The organism is Mesoterricola sp. JemC181, assembly GCF_055384585.1.
In genome coordinates, this window is the sequence record NZ_AP045076.1 from 1,092,266 (window position 1) to 1,106,893 (window position 14,628).

Sequence of the window (14,628 nt, forward strand, 5' to 3'; positions counted from 1 at the left end):
ACTAACCTATGCTACGGTTCTGGGATGTTCCCGGCCCTGCTCCTCCCCGCCCTTCTCGCCGCGCTGCCCTTCAAGGCGTCGCCCGTGCCCGGGGGCGTGGCGGTGGTTCCGGTGCCGGGGCCCCGCGCCGCCTACCACGGGGAGCGCGTGCTGGTGCGCAAGGGCGCCCGGGGGTGGGAGGCGGTGGTGGGCATCCCGCTCTCCGCAAAGCCCGGCCCCGACAGCCTGGACGCCGGAGGCGCCGCCGTGCCCTTCACCATCCGGGCCAAGCACTACCCCGAGCAGCACGTCACCCTCAAGAACAAGCGCCAGGTGAACCCCTCGCCCGAGGACGAGGCCCGCATCGCCCAGGAGGGCGCCCTGACGAAGCCGGCGTGGGTGGCCTGGCCCGAGGGCTTCGAGCCCACCCTGAAGTTCCTCCACCCCACCTCCGGCGCCCTCACGGCCTCCTTCGGCATGCGCCGGGTCTTCAACGGCGAGCCGAGGTCGCCCCACTCGGGCCTGGACATCAAGGCCGGCGCGGGCCAGGTGGTGCGGGCCCCGGCGGCGGGCGTGGTGGTGCTCACGGGGGACTTCTTCTTCAGCGGCAACGCCGTGTTCCTCGCCCACGGGGAGGGCGTGGTGAGCCTGTTCGCGCACCTGTCGAAGGTGCTGGTGAAGGACGGGCAGGTGCTCAAGGCCGGGGAGCCGCTGGGGCGGGTGGGCATGACGGGGCGGGCCACGGGGCCGCACCTGCACTGGTCGCTGAGCCTGAACAACGCGCGGGTGGATCCGAGGATCTTCCTGCAGGGGACCCGGGGGGCGGAGGGTTCAAAGTAAGCCTAATAAACTTAATGACTTATGGGTATCGCTCGCAAGATCTATACACGTCATTGCCGAGGCCCCGTGAAATGCCCTTCATTCGCCCCCTCTCCAGTCTGAATACGACATCAACATCGCGTTGAACCAGGTCCTCACGAGGCCGAGGATCCTCTAGTCCGCCTTGCCCTCGGTCCCCTTGGCGTATTCCTTCAGGAGCTCCTGCTTCTGCTTCGCGTATTCGGCTTCCGTGATCAGGTCCTGCTCCCGGAAGCGCTTCAGGCCGCGCAGGCGCTCCTCGATGCTGGCGGGGACCGCGGCGGGCGCCTTGGCCACGGGCTCGGCGGCCCTGGGGGCCGGAGCGGGGGCGGCCGCGGGGGTCGCGGCCACGGGAACCGGCTTTTCCGCCGGGGCGGCCAGGGGAAGCACGAGCCAGTCCGCCCTGCGCGCCTCGGCCCCGGGGGCCTTCAGGACGGCGGCGCCCGCCTTGTCCCGGTAACCGTAGTCGAAGGGGGGCAGCTTGTTGTCCAGGTTGTAGGCGTAGACGAAGTCCAGGCGCGTGTCGTGGACGATGAGGTTGAGTCGGCCGCCGGTGGCGAAGACCCGCGCCGTCACCCCGAGGGACTCGGCGAAGAAGCCGCTCTCGCGCTTGAAGGTGCTCAGGACCACCAGGTCCTCCCCGGGGCCGGCGGCGGCGAAGGCTTCCGCCATGGCCTTGGACATGGCGTCGGCCTCGGCGGGGGTGAACAGGGGGGCGTCCTTGGGGCCGTTGGCGAAGCGCACGGAGGCCAGGGCCTGGGCGAGCACCGCGGGTTCGACCGCCAGGGGATGGGTGTTGGCCTGGGCCCCCTTCTCGGCGGGGGTCCGCCTCACGTAGCTGAGGTTTCCGAAGTCCCAGGTGCGGCGGGGCGCGGCGTGGGCGGCGGGAATCATCATCAGGGCCAGGGCGGCGGGGAGAAGTCTCATGGCGAGCTACCTCGGGATTTTTCGATCCTACCGCACTTTGCCGATGGGGAACCCCATGCCGCTGGGGGAAACCGTGGGGAACTGGGCGCGCTTGAAGATCTTCTCGGCGAGCCGGGGCACCTCGTCGTCCACGTAGTTGGCCAGCTCGGTGGTCTTGACGAAGCCGTCCCCGTCGCTGTCGGCCCTTCCCTTCATGCCCTCGGTGAGGACGTGGGTGAACAGGCCGTGGCCCTGGTAGCCTTCCAGGGCCTCCTGGACCGAGGTGGAGGCGGCCAGGACCGTCGAGCCCACGGCGCGGCTCAGCACCTTGATCGCGGTGTCCTCGCTCATGCCCCGGGTCATCATGGCCACCTGGATGGCGTCGCCCAGCTTGCCGGCGCCGCAGGTGTCGATGACGACCAGCTTCTTCGTGGCGGGGATGTTGGCGATGAGCTCCTTGACCAGGTTCTGGCTGAGGGCGTCGGTCTTCAGCTTCGCGGTGGACGTGGAGCCCACCTCCGAGGTGATGAGGAAGTACTCGCCGTCGTCCACGGTGCCGTGGCTGGCCACGTAGAAGACGAAAAGGTCGTCCGGGTTCAGGGTCTGCATGGCCCGGAGCTCGCGGATGATGCTCTCGCGGGTGGTATCGCCTGGCGTGGTGAGCCGCTTGACATGGACCTCCCCGAACAGGGGGCCCGCGGTGGCGGCGAGGGTCTCGGCGAACAGGTCCGCGTCGGCCACCGCGAAATCGAGCTTGAGCTTGGGGTTCCTGTATTCGTTGATGCCGATCACCAGGGCGTGCAGGGAGGGCCTGGCGGCGGGCAGGAAGGACGCGGTGACGGTCTGCACGGCGTCGGCGCTCTGCATGGAGTTGTCGTCGTTGAAGGCGATGGCGCGGATGGTGTTGAGCCCGGGGGTGAGCCTCAGGGGATACTTCCGCACCGTGTCCCCGGTCCCCACCACGGCCAGCCCCCGGCCGCGGTCGAGCACGACGGCGGACCCGTTCAGGTAGAGCCGCACGTCCCCGATGCCGCCGCCGGAGTCGGCGATGCGCAGGGTCACCGTGGCCTCCCCCGCCGCCACCGCGGAAGGGGTGTCGACGATGGACACCACGGGCGGGGGGCGCACGTCGGCCACCTTGCGGTACCCCGCGAGCGAGCCTCCCGAGAGGGCGAGCTTGACCAGGTCGGGGCGGAAGAAGGACTCCCGCAGCTGGGCGATGGTATAGGGCTGCCCCTTCACCGTCACGCCGAGGTTCTGGTCGCCCTTCTCGGAAGCGTTGTAGTAGCCGCTGGGCGTCATGAAGAGCCACTCCCCGTCCTCGAAGGCGATCATGGAGGCCAGCTCCGCCCCGGTGGCCGCGTCGAAGTACCGGGCCGCGCCCAGGGTGGAGGCCACGAGGGTCCGGCCGTCAGGCGCGAAGGCCATGGAGGGGACGTTGTTGAGCATGTTGCCGGTGAGCTCGTCGGCGGCCTTCATCTGGCACACCATGCGGTCGGCCTCGATGTCCCAGAGCTTGTAGCTGGCCTTCAGGTCTCCGCTGAGCAGGAACCTGCCGTCGGGCGAAACGGCCAGCGCGCTGATCTGGGCGAGGATCTTGTTCATGGAGATGAGGCCGCCGGGCATCTGGTGGTGGCCGAAGGCCTTAAGCTGCTGGCCGGTCCTGGCGTCCAGGAGGAAGAAGGTGGTGTCCACGGCCGACATCGGACCTCCGGTGGACTGGTCCATGGCCACGATGCGGGTGCCGTCCGGGGAGAAGGCGGCCAGGGCCCAGGAGAGGGACTTGCGGCCGCCCAGGGCCGTCTGCCAGAGGACCCTGCCCGAGCCCCGGTCCACGAGGGACACCTGCCGGTCCAGGATCAGGACGGTCTTCGCGTCCGGCGAAAGCGCGCCGAACTTCCCGGGGAACCGCTGCGTGATGGTCCCGGACCGGAGGTCGTGCAGGTTGCGCGTCCAGGACTCGGAGAACATGGAGGAGGTGATGCCCAGGGCGAACCGCCCGTCGGGGGTCACCGGCACGCCCACGGACATGCCGAGGAGGCCGTCCAGGAATTTCGGGACGCTGCGGGTCTCGGAGCCGGTGGCCAGGTCCCAGAACTTCAGGGTGCCGTCGTTGCTGGTGGAGGTGACGGTGCGGCCGTCGGCCAGGAAGCCCACGCCCTTGATGAACCCCGTGTGGCCCTTGAACCGGCGGATCTCCTTCATCGCCGTCATGTCCCACACGTGCACCACCTGGTCCGAGCCGCCGGATGCCACCAGGCGGCCGTCCGGCGAATAGCTCACCGCCCCGACCAGCGGCACCTTCTTCTTGACCTCCATGGCCGTGTCCCGGGCCTCCACCTGGAGCTTGGGCTGGATGTGGCAACCCAGCGCCGCGCCCAGGAGCAGGGCCAGGGCCAGGGGGTTGAGAAGGGAACGGGAAAGGAGCATGGGGACCCCCTCGCTGGGCGCAGGTACGCTTTCGCTTGAATTGTTTGATTTGATGGGCCAACTATCCCCCCGGCGGAGGACTCCTGTCAAGCGGGGGCGAGAAAGGCTGGATCCTTCGCCGTCAAATGCCATCTAATGGGGTCAGGCGGTACCCAACGCCTCGACCCCAACCGTCCCCTTCCTTCGGGGGTGCCCTCCTGAACCTGCCTTTCCTCCCCTACGCTCTCGCCCCCATCGCGGCGGCCGCCGCGGGCGAGGGCCATGGTTTGTCTGCGTGGTGGCTCACCTGGTTCCTCCTCCTGGCGGCCCTGGCCGTCCTGGGGCTCTCGGTTTTCTGGCTGCAGTGGCGGATCCGACGCCTGTTCGACCGGAACAACGACCTGGAGCGCCAGATCGATGACAACGCCAAGGCCCTGGAGGCGACCAACCGGGCCCTCCAGGAGGCCAGCCTCGTGGATCCCCTCACGGGTCTCCACAACCGGCGGTTCCTGGACCATTCCCTTGCCACGGACGCCCAGCAGGCCCGGCGCGCCTACCAGGAAATGCGGGCCGCAGGCCGGGACCCCGCCGAGGGCAAGGAGGACATCCTCCTGTACCTGATGGATCTGGATTACTTCAAACAGGTCAACGACACCTGGGGGCAGGCTGCGGGGGACGCGGTGCTCTGCCAGCTGGGCCAGGCCCTCAAGGGGATCACCCGCAAGACCGATTTCCGGGTGCGGTGGGGCGGGGGGACCTTCCTGGTGGTGGCCCGCCGGGCGCGGCGCTCCGGCGCCCCCACCGTGGCCCGGAACCTCCTGGCGGCCGTGCGGGACCTGACCTTCCAGCTGCCCGGCGGGGACCAGATCCGCAAGCGCATCTCCATCGGGTTCACGGCGCTTCCCCTGCTGCCCCTGGGGCCGGAGCTGGGCACCTGGGAGCAGGGGGTGGCGATCGCGGAACAGTGCCTTGCGGCGGCCAAGCGAAGCGGCCGGGACCGCTACGTGGGGGCCATCTTCAAGGCCGACGCCACCCCGGAGCCGGTGCGGGACATGGAGACCTGGGATCTGGCCTGGGCCCGGGCCCATGGGCTCGTGGACGTGGTCTGTTCGGAGCCCGGATTCGTCTGGCCCTAGGAGCCTGTCTACGTAATAGGAGGCCCCGCGATGATGGCACCGGGGCTAGCAAATCAAGGAAGGCGAGGAAAGCCGCAGCGGGACTGCGGTTGACGAGCCTGACGCAGAGTTGCTGGCCCCGCTGCCATCACCCGAAGGGCGGCGCCCAGAAGCGCGCTTATCGTGTGCAAGTCCCTTGAAGGATTGACCTAATCCTCCTGCGGGCCTTGCGCTCGATAATCACGCTTCTGGGCGCCGTCGCGGGGCCTCCTATTACGTAGACAGGCTCCTAGGCCTCGGGTACCAGCGTCCGGATCCACCCGGCCAGCTCCGCCACCCGGAAAGGTTTTTTCAGCAGGCCCTTCGCCCCCAGGCGCAGGAGGTCCTGGACTTCCTCGTTGTCGCCGTAGCCGGTGCAGATGAGCACGGGCACGCCGGGATCCACGGCCTGCATCCGGCGGAAGCAGCCGGTGCCGCCCAGCCTGGGCATCTTGAGGTCCAGGATCACGGCGCTGAGGTCGGCGTGGGTCCGCGCGAAGAGGTCGGCGCCCTCCTCCCCGTCCCAGGCCGACAGGGTCGTGTAGCCCAGGCGCTGCAGGGCCTCGACCATGAGGGTCATGATCACCGGCTCGTCGTCCACGATAAGGATGGTGCCCTTGCCGCGGGGAAGGGGGGCCTGCGGGGCGGAGCCCTCCGGGGCGGGCAGGGCGCCCTCGGGGAAGCGCACCGTGAAGGTGGAGCCCCGGCCCGGGGCGGATTCCACCTGGACGCCGCCCTGGTGGGACTGGAGGATCCCGTACACGGTGGAGAGCCCCAGGCCGCTGCCCAGGACGTTCCCGTCGGCCTTGGTGGTGAAGAAGGGCTCGAAGAGCCGGGCCCGGGTGGGTTCGTCCATGCCCACGCCGGCGTCCTTGACGCTCAGGGCGGCATAGCGGCCCGGGGCGAGGCCCAGCGCGGCCGCGGCGCTCCCCTCCAGCCGCTCGTCCCAGGTGCGCACGACGATGGCGCCGGGGCCCCGCATGGCTTCGGCGGCGTTCACCAGGAGGTTCAGGAGCACCTGGTTCACCAGGGACGGATCCGCGTCCACCCGGGGCGGGGCGCCCGGGCGCAGGTCCACGGTCACCCCCTGCGGCAGGGAGGCCGCCGCGAACCCGCAGGCCTCCTGCGCCAGGGCGTCCAGGTCCACCGACTCCAGGATGTTCTTGCCCCGGCGGCCGAAGGCCAGGAGCTTGGCGGTCATGCCGCTGGAATGCTCCGCGGCCTTGAGGATCGCCTGGAGGTGCTTCCTGCGCTCCGGGTCCTCCTCCCGGGCCAGGAGCAGGTCCGCGAAGCCGATGATCCCGCCGAGCATGTTGTTGAAGTCGTGGGCCACGCCGCCCGCGAGGCTGCCCAGGCTTTCCATCTTCTGGGACTGCCAGAGCTGGGCCTCCACCTTCCGGCGCTCCTCCTCGGAACGGCGCAGCTCGGCCTCGGCCTGGACGCGCTCGGTGATCTCCCGGGAATTGGTGACGATGCCCCGCACGGTGGGGTCGTCCAGGTAGTTGACCCCCACGGCCTCCATGTCCACCCAGTGCCCGTCCTTGCAGGCGTAGCGGTAACGCACCACGCCCCGGGCCCCGGGGGCGGCCAGGATCGCCTGGAACGTCTTCTGCACGGCCTCGCGGTCATCGGGGTGGATGAATTCCAGGGTGTTGCGGCCCACCATCTCCTCGGGGCTGAAGCCATGGATGCGCTGGGCCGCCGGGGAGTTGTAGGTGAGGTTCCCCTGGGCGTCCAGGATGGAGAGGATGTCCCAGGAGTTGGCCAGGAGGGCCCGGCGCAGCTCCTCGGACTTGGCCAGCGCGTCCGCGGCGGCCTGGAGGCGGCCCCGCTCCCGGCGGTAGCCGGACATGACCACCCAGATCATGAGGGCCGCCAGGCAGTTGGAGATGACGAAGCTGGAGAAGACGTTCTGGATCCGCTGCGCCTGGGACCGGTAGGGCGCCGCGAGGCCCGGCCAGAGCAGGTCCGCCGCGAAGATCAGCACGCCGTTCAGGAGCAGGAGTCCAAGCAGGATTCCCAGCTTGCGGCCCCGGAAGAAGATCACGGCGAACGTGGTGGGCAGCACGAAGAAGAGGGGGATGGCCCCGCTGCTGGCCCCCTTGAAGAACCAGACGAAGTCCAGGGTGGCCAGCATGACGGCCAGGGAGAGCACGCCGGGATAGCGCCCGCCGCGGCAGGCCAGGTAGAGGGCGAAGGAGGCCGCGCCGAACCCGCCCATGACCAGGTGCACCCGGAGCGGGAAGTGGTGCACCAGGTTCATGGGAATGACCACCAGGAACGACACCAGGGCCGCCACGAGGCAGAGGATCGTCAGGAGGCGGTGCTCCAGGTCGCGCGGGTCCTCGGGGAGGACCCTGGCGTTGAATCGGCTGGACCCGCTGAAGGGGAACATGGACCGGCTCCTGGCTGGGATGATCCCTGCAGTATGCCCCCGATTTCTCCGGGCGGAAGCCGGATCAGCGGTCCAGGCGCTTGAGCGCGATGGTCAGGAATTCGGGCGGCGCGGGCAGGATCCCCACGTCGGCCACGGCGCCCTGGCCCTCCTGGCTCAGCATGAAGCGCAGGAACTCGTCCACGGCCGGATCCAGGGGCTTGCCCGGGGCCCGGTTCACGTAGGCGTAGTACATGCGCGGCATGGGATAGCGGCTCGTGGTGACGTTCTCCTGGTTCGGGAACCGCGCGTCGGTGGCCTTGTAGGGGACGATGGACAGGACCTTCACGCCCGCGTACCAGGAGGAGAGGGAGCCGAAGGCGATGCCGGCCTCGTCGGTGACCACGGCCTCGGCCAGGGAGGCGGAATCGTCCTTCTGGATCAGGCCTGTGCGGAAGGCGCCCTTGAGGAGCACGGCGGCCTGGAAGGCGTCGCGGATCGCCGTGCCTTCGCCGCGGGCGTAGGCGCGGATCTCGCGCTTTCCGAGGTCGCCCCGCACGCGGAGATCGCCCCATTCCTTGAGGGCCTCCTTGGCGCCGCCCAGGCGGTCCTTGGAGAAGATGGCGTCCAGCTGCTCCATGGTGATGCTGGAGAGGGAGTTGTTCTTGTGCACGAAGACGATGAGGGCGTCCATGCATACCGGGATGCGCATGGGCATGTAGCCGAACTTGGTCTGGAAGGTCTTGTTCTCCTCGGTGGTGAGTTCCCGGGCGGTGATGATGAGCGGCCTGGCGCCTTCGGCCAGGTCCTTGACCGCGTCCTTCGTGACCTTGGGCAGGTAGGTGATGCCGCCCTGCTGGTGGTACTGCCTGAAAAGGCGGTTCCATTCGTCCCCCAGGTCCGACAGGGCGTCGGTGCCGGGGATCTCCAGGCGGGTGGCCACCTGCCGCGTGGGGGCATAGGTGGGCAGGGAGGTCGAAACCTTGGCCCGGACCTGGGTGGTCTGGGCCCTGAGGGCGGGGGCTCCCGCTGCCAGGCATAGGGCGAGGGCGGCGTGGAAACAGGACATGCCCATGAAGTTCTCCCGAACGTGAATGGACGAGGAATGGCCTTCCCGGCCGGGCCGCCCGGAAGTACCAGGCGACCTGTGGGTCGTTGTTTAGTAGACTAACGCCTTGCCGCTCACTGTTGGAAGAGATCGTGCGATGCCCGGAGGACTCTCGATGACCCTGCGCCGTTTCCTGGCTCCCGTGCTGGCCTGTTTTTTCCTTGGCCTCCCCGCGCGGGCCGCGGACGAGAAGACCACCCCCAGGCATGCCAAGGCGGGTGTGACCTGCTTCGACTGCCACAAGGAGGAAAAGCCCTCCAAGGCGGCGGTGGCCGATGATTCCTGCATGGCCTGCCACGGGGACCTTCCCGCCATGGCCGCGTACACCAAGGCCCTGCCCGTGAACCCCCATGCCACCCCCAAGGGGGACCATCCCGGGCCCTTCCTGTGCACCCAGTGCCACTGCCAGCACAAGCCGCCGGTGGTGAAGTGCCTGGAATGCCATCCCAAGTTCAAGCTGACCCCGAAGTAGGGGAAGGTTCCACAAAGGGGGTCTGCATGCGAATCACCATCCTCGGACTCGGCCGGATGGGCGCCCCCATGGCCCGGAACCTCATCGAGCTCGGCCACGAGGTCACCCTCTGGAATCGCACTCCCGAACGGGCCGACGTCATGGCCGCCCCCGGGGTGCACATCAGCCCCACGGTGTCCGATGCCGTGGCCAAGGCCCAGGTGGCCTTGACGATGGTCTCCGACGACGCCGCGGAGGAGGCCCTGACCTACGGTCCCGGCGGGCTTCTCGAAGAGCTGGGCCACGGCGCCATCCACCTCTGCATGAGCACCATCGGCGTGGACACGTCCCGGCGCCTGGCCGAGGCCCACGCGAAGGCGGGCCAGGGCTACGTGGCCGCGCCCGTCCTGGGCAAGCCCAGCGACGCCGCCTCCCGCCGCCTGTGGGTGCTGGCCGCGGGACCGGAGACCCAGGTCAACCGCTGCCTTGTGGCCCTGGAGGCCCTCGGCCGGGGCATCACCCGGGTGGGGACCCGGGCCGAGGTGGCCCACGCCCTCAAGCTGGGAGCCAATCTCCTCACCGTGGCCATGGTCGAGACGCTGGGCGAGGTGCTGGCCTTCGGGGAGAAGGCGGGCTTCGCGCCCGCCGACTACCTGCGCCTGCTCAACCTCGGCCTGCTCAAGTCGCCCCCCATGGATGCCTTCGGGGGCCTGATGGTGCGCCAGGACTACGAACCTTCGGACCAGACCCTGGACCTGGCCGCCAAGGACCTGGAGCTGGTCATACGCTCCTCCCGGGACCTGGGGGTGGCCATGCCCATGGCCGCCCCGCTCCTCCTGCAGGTGGAGAACGCCGCGGGACGCGGCCTGGGAGGCAGGGACCTCACGGCCCTGGCCCTCGTCCACCGCCAGGACGCCAAGCTGGACGAACCCGCCCCGGTGCCCCCGGCCGAGCCCGCCAGGCCCCTGACCAAGTCCGAGCGCCGGAAGAACGCGGCCGCCCGCAAGGCCGGGGAGCCCGAACGGCGCGTGGGGACCGAATCCCGCAGGCCCGCCAAGGAAGCGCCGCCTGAAGTCCACGCGGCCGCGGTGCCCAGGCCCCACGCGCCGGCTGAGCCCAGGCCCCACCTGGCCGCGCCGCCGAGGCCCCACGCGCCGGCTGAGCACAAGGCCCACCTGACCGTGCCGCCCAAGCCACCGCCGCCCAGGCCGCATGTGGAGGAAAGGCCCCACCTGGAGCCGGAACCCGCCGCCCTGGCCGCGCCTGAACCCGTTCCGGCGCCGGAACCGAAACCGATCCCCGCGCCGGAACCGAAACCGATCCCCGCGCCGGAACCGAAACCGATCCCCGCGCCGAAACCCGTTCCGGCCCCTTCCCCAGGGACCGTTCCGGAACCCGTCCCCGGACCGGTCCCGGAACCGGGCGCCGTGAAGGCCCTGGTGGACGAGCCCAGCTTCGCTGCGATCGGTCCCGAAGGGGCCCTGCTGGTGGACCTGGATTCCACCACCCACTTCGAGGCGATCGACGGCGCCGTGCACGCCTGGGTGGAAGGCAGGCGCCACGCCACGCCCTGGCGATCCTTCGAGGAGGTGGAGCTGGCCTTCAACCAGGTGCTCTTCGTGAGGATCCAGCGCACGATCCTCCTGAACCCCCAGGCCGTGCTCGATATCCGGTCCCTCTTCGGAGGCCGGGCCAAGGTCCGGGTGGCGGGCGGGATCGAACTGCCGGCGACCCGCGAGGCCGCGAAACGACTCCGGTTCCTGCTGGGGGAGTGATCCTCTCCTTGACCGGGAAGGGTTTTTCATGGATCGTAGGCAGATGATGTCCCCGCTCAAAGGCTCACGCCCCTCTCCCGGCCGCAACGCCGGCAGCGGCGCCCTGAACGCGGGCTCCTCCATTATGACCACCACCACGACCGGTACCCATCCCGGCGCGGGGACGGCTTAGTCGGATCATCACTTCCACTTTCCGCCCCGCGCCACCAGGACGCGGGGCTTTCTGCATTTGCCGAGGTCCCCATGCACAGCCGGCCCCCATCCGTTCCCCTCAGAGTCATGAAATTCGGCGGCACCAGCGTCAAGGACGCCGCCCGCATGCGCGACGTGGCCGCCCTGGTGACCGCGGCCCTGGAGACGGACCGGGTCTGCCTGGTGGCCTCGGCCCTGGCCGGCGTGACGGACCTCCTGGTGTCGGCCCCCGGCGCCGCGACCGGCGTGCCCGAGGCCTTCCTGGCCCGCCACCGGCAGGTGGTGGCCGACCTCCGACCGGACCTGGGCCACGGCGCGGACGCCCTCGGGGCGGAACTGGAACTCCTGGCCGCCGAGTGCGCGCGCATCCTCCAGGGCGTGGGCCTGGTGGGCGAGTGCTCCCCTTCCGTGCTGGCGGCCCTCTCCAGCCTGGGCGAGCGCGCCTCCTGCGCCATCCTCACCGCCCTCCTGAAGGGCAAGGGCCTCGAGCCCCGGTATCTGGACCCCCGCCAGTACCTCGTCCTCGAGGGCGAGCCCATGGAGGGCCGGCCCCTTCCCGACGAGATCCGCGCCCGCTTCCGGCCCGAGCGGGACGGAGACGCAGCGCTCTGGGTGCTGCCGGGGTTCTTCGGGGGCGACGTCCAGGGCAAGATCCTCTCCCTTGGCCGGGGCGGCTCCGACTACACCGCGGCCCTGGCCGCGGCGGCGCTGGACGCGGACCTGGTCGAGATCTGGACCGACGTGGAGGGCGTGTTCAGCGCGGACCCCCGCATCGTGCCGGAGGCCTTCTCCCTGCCCGAGGTGAGCTTCGAGGAGGCCATGGAGCTGGCCTTTTTCGGCTCGAAGGTCCTGCACCCCAAGACCATCGCCCCGGTGCGCTCGCGAGCCATCCCCATCCGGGTGGCCAGCACCTTCAAGCCCGAGCACCCCGGCACCCTGGTCCGGGACGGGGTGGCGGCGCCGCCCCTGGGCGTGCGGGGCATCTCCTTCCTGCCGGCCCTGGTGATGCTGAACATCTCGGGCCCGGGCATGGCCGGCGTGCCCGGCATGGCGGCCCGGGCCTTCAGCGCCCTGGCCAGGCGCGACCTGTCCGTGGTGTTCATCAGCCAGTGCTCCTCCGAGCTGGCCATCTGCCTCTGCCTGCGCCGGGAGGACGGCGAGCGGGGCGTGGCGGTCCTGGACGAGGCCTTCCGGATGGAACGGGCCGCGGGGCTCGTGGACGCGGTGGAGGCCCAGGAGGGCGTGTCCATCCTCAGCATCGTGGGCGACGGCATGCACCTGCGGCCGGGCATCGCGGGCACCTTCTTCGACGCGCTGGCGGACGTGGACTGCAACGTCGTCGCCATCGCCCAGGGCTCCTCCGAGCGGATCATCTCCGCGGTGGTGCGCGAGGAGGACGGGCGCCGGGCCATGCCCCACGTGCACCGGCGCTTCTTCCGCACCGCGGGGACCCTGGACCTGGTGCTGTTCGGCGCGGGCAACGTCGGAGGGTGCCTGCTGGAACAGATCCTGGGCCAGGAGCCCAGGTTCCGCGAGCAGGGCCTCGACATCAGGATCCGCACCCTGGCCACCAGCCGGTCCATGGTCAACGGCATCAAGGATCTCGCCAGGTGGAGGGAGGAGTTCAAGGCCGGCGCCGTCCCCACCGACCTGGACCAGGTGCTGGCCTCGGTGCGCCTGGACCGGCCGGCGATGCCCGTCTTCGTGGACTGCACCAGCTCCGCCGAGCTCGCCGCGCGCTACCCCGAGATCCTGGAGGCGGGCTTCCACCTGGTGGCCGCCAACAAGAAGGCCAACAGCTCCTCCACCGCCTTCCACAAGGGCCTGCGGGAGCGCTGCCGGCGCCTGCACCGGCAGTTCCTCTACGAAACCAACGTGGGCGCCGGGCTCCCCGTGGTCGACACCCTGCAGAACCTGGTGAAGACCGGGGACGTGGTGCAGCGGTTCGAGGGCATTCTCTCGGGCTCCCTGTCCTACATCCTGGGCGCGGTGGGCGAAGGGGTGCCCCTGTCCCGGGCGGTGGCCCAGGCCAAGGCCCAGGGCTTCACGGAGCCCGACCCCAGGGACGACCTGAGCGGCATGGACGTGGCCCGCAAGCTCATCATCCTGGCCCGGGAGATCGGCATGGAACTGGAACTGGAGGACGTGGCCGTCGAGGGCCTGCTGCCCCCGGACTTCGACGCCTCGGGCGACGTGGATTCCTTCATGGCGCGCCTGCCCCTCCTGGACGAGGCCTTCGCCCGGCGCGCGGCCCAGGGCGGCTTCCTGCGCTACATCGGGGGCTTCACCCGGGAGGGCTGCAGCGTCGGCCTGCGGGTGGTGGACGCCTACCACCCGCTGGCCCAGGTCAAGGGCGGGGAGAACGCCTTCGCCTTCTTCACGGAGCGCTACAGCCCCTATCCCATGGTCGTGCGCGGCTACGGGGCCGGCGCCCAGGTCACGGCCGCTGGGGTGCTCTCGGACGTGCTGAGGCTGGTCCATTGAGCCCGGCGGTCAGGTTCTTCGCGCCGGCCAGCATCGGCAACGTCGCCGCGGGCTTCGACCTTCTGGGGGCCGCCCTGGCCCCCCTGGACGGGACGCTGCTGGGGGACTTCGTCACGGTGGAGCCGGCCGGGACCGACCGGTTCGTCCTGGAGGGGGCCTTCGCGGGCATGCTCAGCGGGGATTCCCGGCCCAACCTGGTGACCCGCGCCCTGGGCCTGTTCCGGGAGCGCACCGGGATCTCCACCCCCTGGGCCGTGACCCTGGACAAGCGCCTGCCCGTCAACAGCGGGCTGGGCTCCAGCGCCAGCTCCGTGGTGGCGGCCCTGGCCGCCTTCCAGGAAGCCGCGGGCTCGCCCCTGGAAGGGCCCGAGCTCCTGGCCCTGGCGGGCCGGGCCGAGGGCGCCTACAGCGGCGCCGGCCACCTGGACAACGTGGCGCCCTCCCTCCTGGGCGGGCTGCGCATGGTCGTGCCCGGCCGGGACGGGCGCCCCACGGCCCGCGAGCTGCCCTGGCCCCGGGACCTGGTCTTCGTGGTGGTGCACCCGGAATGGCAGCTGCCCACCGCCGCCAGCCGCGCCGCGCTCCCCGGGGAGGTGCCCCTGGCCGGTGCGGTGGGCTTCGCCGGCAACCTCGCGGGCTTCGTGCACGCCCTGCACACCGGGGACCGGGACCTCCTGGCCCGCTGCCTCCGGGACCCCCTGGCCGAGCCCTTCCGGGCGCCCCTGGTGCCGGGGTTCCCCGCGGCCAAGGCCGCGGCGCTGGCCGCCGGGGCCCTGGGCTTCAGCCTGTCGGGCTCGGGCCCCTCCGTCTTCGGAGTGGCCCCCGAAGGGTGCGCCCCGGCCGTGGCCGCGGCCATCCGCAACGCGTTCGACGAAGCGACGTTGCCCAGCACGTCCTGGCTTTGCGGGCTGGACCTGCGCGGCGCGAGGGAGGTCTAG

At 70.6% G+C, this 14,628-nt stretch carries 10 protein-coding genes; 6 read left to right on the forward strand and 4 right to left on the reverse strand.

Features of this window, described 5'->3' with window-relative positions:
• Window positions 1-24 precede the first annotated feature (24 nt).
• Complete coding sequence (locus tag ACZ5MC_RS04910) at window positions 25-819, forward strand: peptidoglycan DD-metalloendopeptidase family protein (protein ID WP_464517166.1); 795 nt, start codon at window positions 25-27, stop codon at window positions 817-819.
• Between the two features lie 153 nt (window positions 820-972).
• On the opposite strand, the gene ACZ5MC_RS04915 is transcribed toward ACZ5MC_RS04910, so the two are convergent.
• The gene (locus ACZ5MC_RS04915; protein ID WP_306599206.1) at window positions 973-1,764 is read right to left on the reverse strand and encodes an SHOCT domain-containing protein; all 792 of its coding nucleotides are present in this window, start codon (window positions 1,762-1,764) and stop codon (window positions 973-975) included.
• A gap of 27 nt (window positions 1,765-1,791) precedes the next feature.
• Window positions 1,792-4,173: a caspase family protein gene (locus tag ACZ5MC_RS04920; RefSeq protein WP_464517167.1), complete on the reverse strand. Its 2,382-nt coding sequence runs from the start codon at window positions 4,171-4,173 to the stop codon at window positions 1,792-1,794.
• 266 nt (window positions 4,174-4,439) lie between these two features.
• Between ACZ5MC_RS04920 and ACZ5MC_RS04925 the strand changes: the two genes are divergently transcribed.
• The gene (locus ACZ5MC_RS04925; RefSeq protein WP_464517168.1) at window positions 4,440-5,288 is read left to right on the forward strand and encodes a GGDEF domain-containing protein; all 849 of its coding nucleotides are present in this window, start codon (window positions 4,440-4,442) and stop codon (window positions 5,286-5,288) included.
• A 268-nt stretch (window positions 5,289-5,556) separates the two neighbouring features.
• Here the strand turns inward: ACZ5MC_RS04925 and ACZ5MC_RS04930 are convergent, their stop codons facing one another.
• Complete coding sequence (locus ACZ5MC_RS04930; protein ID WP_306599209.1) at window positions 5,557-7,701, reverse strand: hybrid sensor histidine kinase/response regulator; 2,145 nt, start codon at window positions 7,699-7,701, stop codon at window positions 5,557-5,559.
• A gap of 64 nt (window positions 7,702-7,765) precedes the next feature.
• Window positions 7,766-8,755: a PstS family phosphate ABC transporter substrate-binding protein gene (locus tag ACZ5MC_RS04935; RefSeq protein WP_464517169.1), complete on the reverse strand. Its 990-nt coding sequence runs from the start codon at window positions 8,753-8,755 to the stop codon at window positions 7,766-7,768.
• Window positions 8,756-8,903: 148 nt separating this feature from the next.
• Here ACZ5MC_RS04935 and ACZ5MC_RS04940 point away from each other — a divergent pair, with 148 nt between their 5' ends.
• The 4 genes from ACZ5MC_RS04940 to ACZ5MC_RS04955 all read left to right on the forward strand — a co-directional run bounded on the left by ACZ5MC_RS04940 (window position 8,904) and on the right by ACZ5MC_RS04955 (window position 14,628).
• Entirely contained in the window at window positions 8,904-9,260 is a 357-nt protein-coding gene (locus ACZ5MC_RS04940; protein ID WP_306599211.1) for a cytochrome c3 family protein, read from the forward strand.
• 26 nt (window positions 9,261-9,286) lie between these two features.
• On the forward strand, window positions 9,287-11,014 hold the full coding sequence (locus ACZ5MC_RS04945) for an NAD(P)-binding domain-containing protein (RefSeq protein ID WP_464517170.1): 1,728 nt from the start codon (window positions 9,287-9,289) through the stop codon (window positions 11,012-11,014).
• A 279-nt stretch (window positions 11,015-11,293) separates the two neighbouring features.
• Window positions 11,294-13,690, forward strand: coding sequence for a bifunctional aspartate kinase/homoserine dehydrogenase I (thrA, locus tag ACZ5MC_RS04950; protein WP_464517171.1), 2,397 nt, complete (start codon window positions 11,294-11,296; stop codon window positions 13,688-13,690).
• A complete protein-coding gene (locus ACZ5MC_RS04955; protein WP_464517172.1) occupies window positions 13,687-14,628 on the forward strand; it encodes a homoserine kinase in 942 nt (313 codons plus the stop codon). The genes thrA and ACZ5MC_RS04955 overlap by 4 nt, the downstream gene beginning before the upstream one ends.

Bases quoted from the DNA above. Each gene is read 5' to 3' on its own strand.
- ACZ5MC_RS04920 (WP_464517167.1), bottom strand. From the start codon at position 4,173: ATGCTCCTTTCCCGTTCCCTTCTCAACCCCCTGGCCCTGGCCCTGCTC.
- ACZ5MC_RS04910 (WP_464517166.1), top strand. From the start codon at position 25: ATGTTCCCGGCCCTGCTCCTCCCCGCCCTTCTCGCCGCGCTGCCCTTC.
- ACZ5MC_RS04940 (WP_306599211.1), top strand. From the start codon at position 8,904: ATGACCCTGCGCCGTTTCCTGGCTCCCGTGCTGGCCTGTTTTTTCCTT.
- ACZ5MC_RS04915 (WP_306599206.1), bottom strand. From the start codon at position 1,764: ATGAGACTTCTCCCCGCCGCCCTGGCCCTGATGATGATTCCCGCCGCC.
- ACZ5MC_RS04930 (WP_306599209.1), bottom strand. From the start codon at position 7,701: ATGTTCCCCTTCAGCGGGTCCAGCCGATTCAACGCCAGGGTCCTCCCC.
- ACZ5MC_RS04945 (WP_464517170.1), top strand. From the start codon at position 9,287: ATGCGAATCACCATCCTCGGACTCGGCCGGATGGGCGCCCCCATGGCC.
- thrA (WP_464517171.1), top strand. From the start codon at position 11,294: ATGAAATTCGGCGGCACCAGCGTCAAGGACGCCGCCCGCATGCGCGAC.
- ACZ5MC_RS04935 (WP_464517169.1), bottom strand. From the start codon at position 8,755: ATGGGCATGTCCTGTTTCCACGCCGCCCTCGCCCTATGCCTGGCAGCG.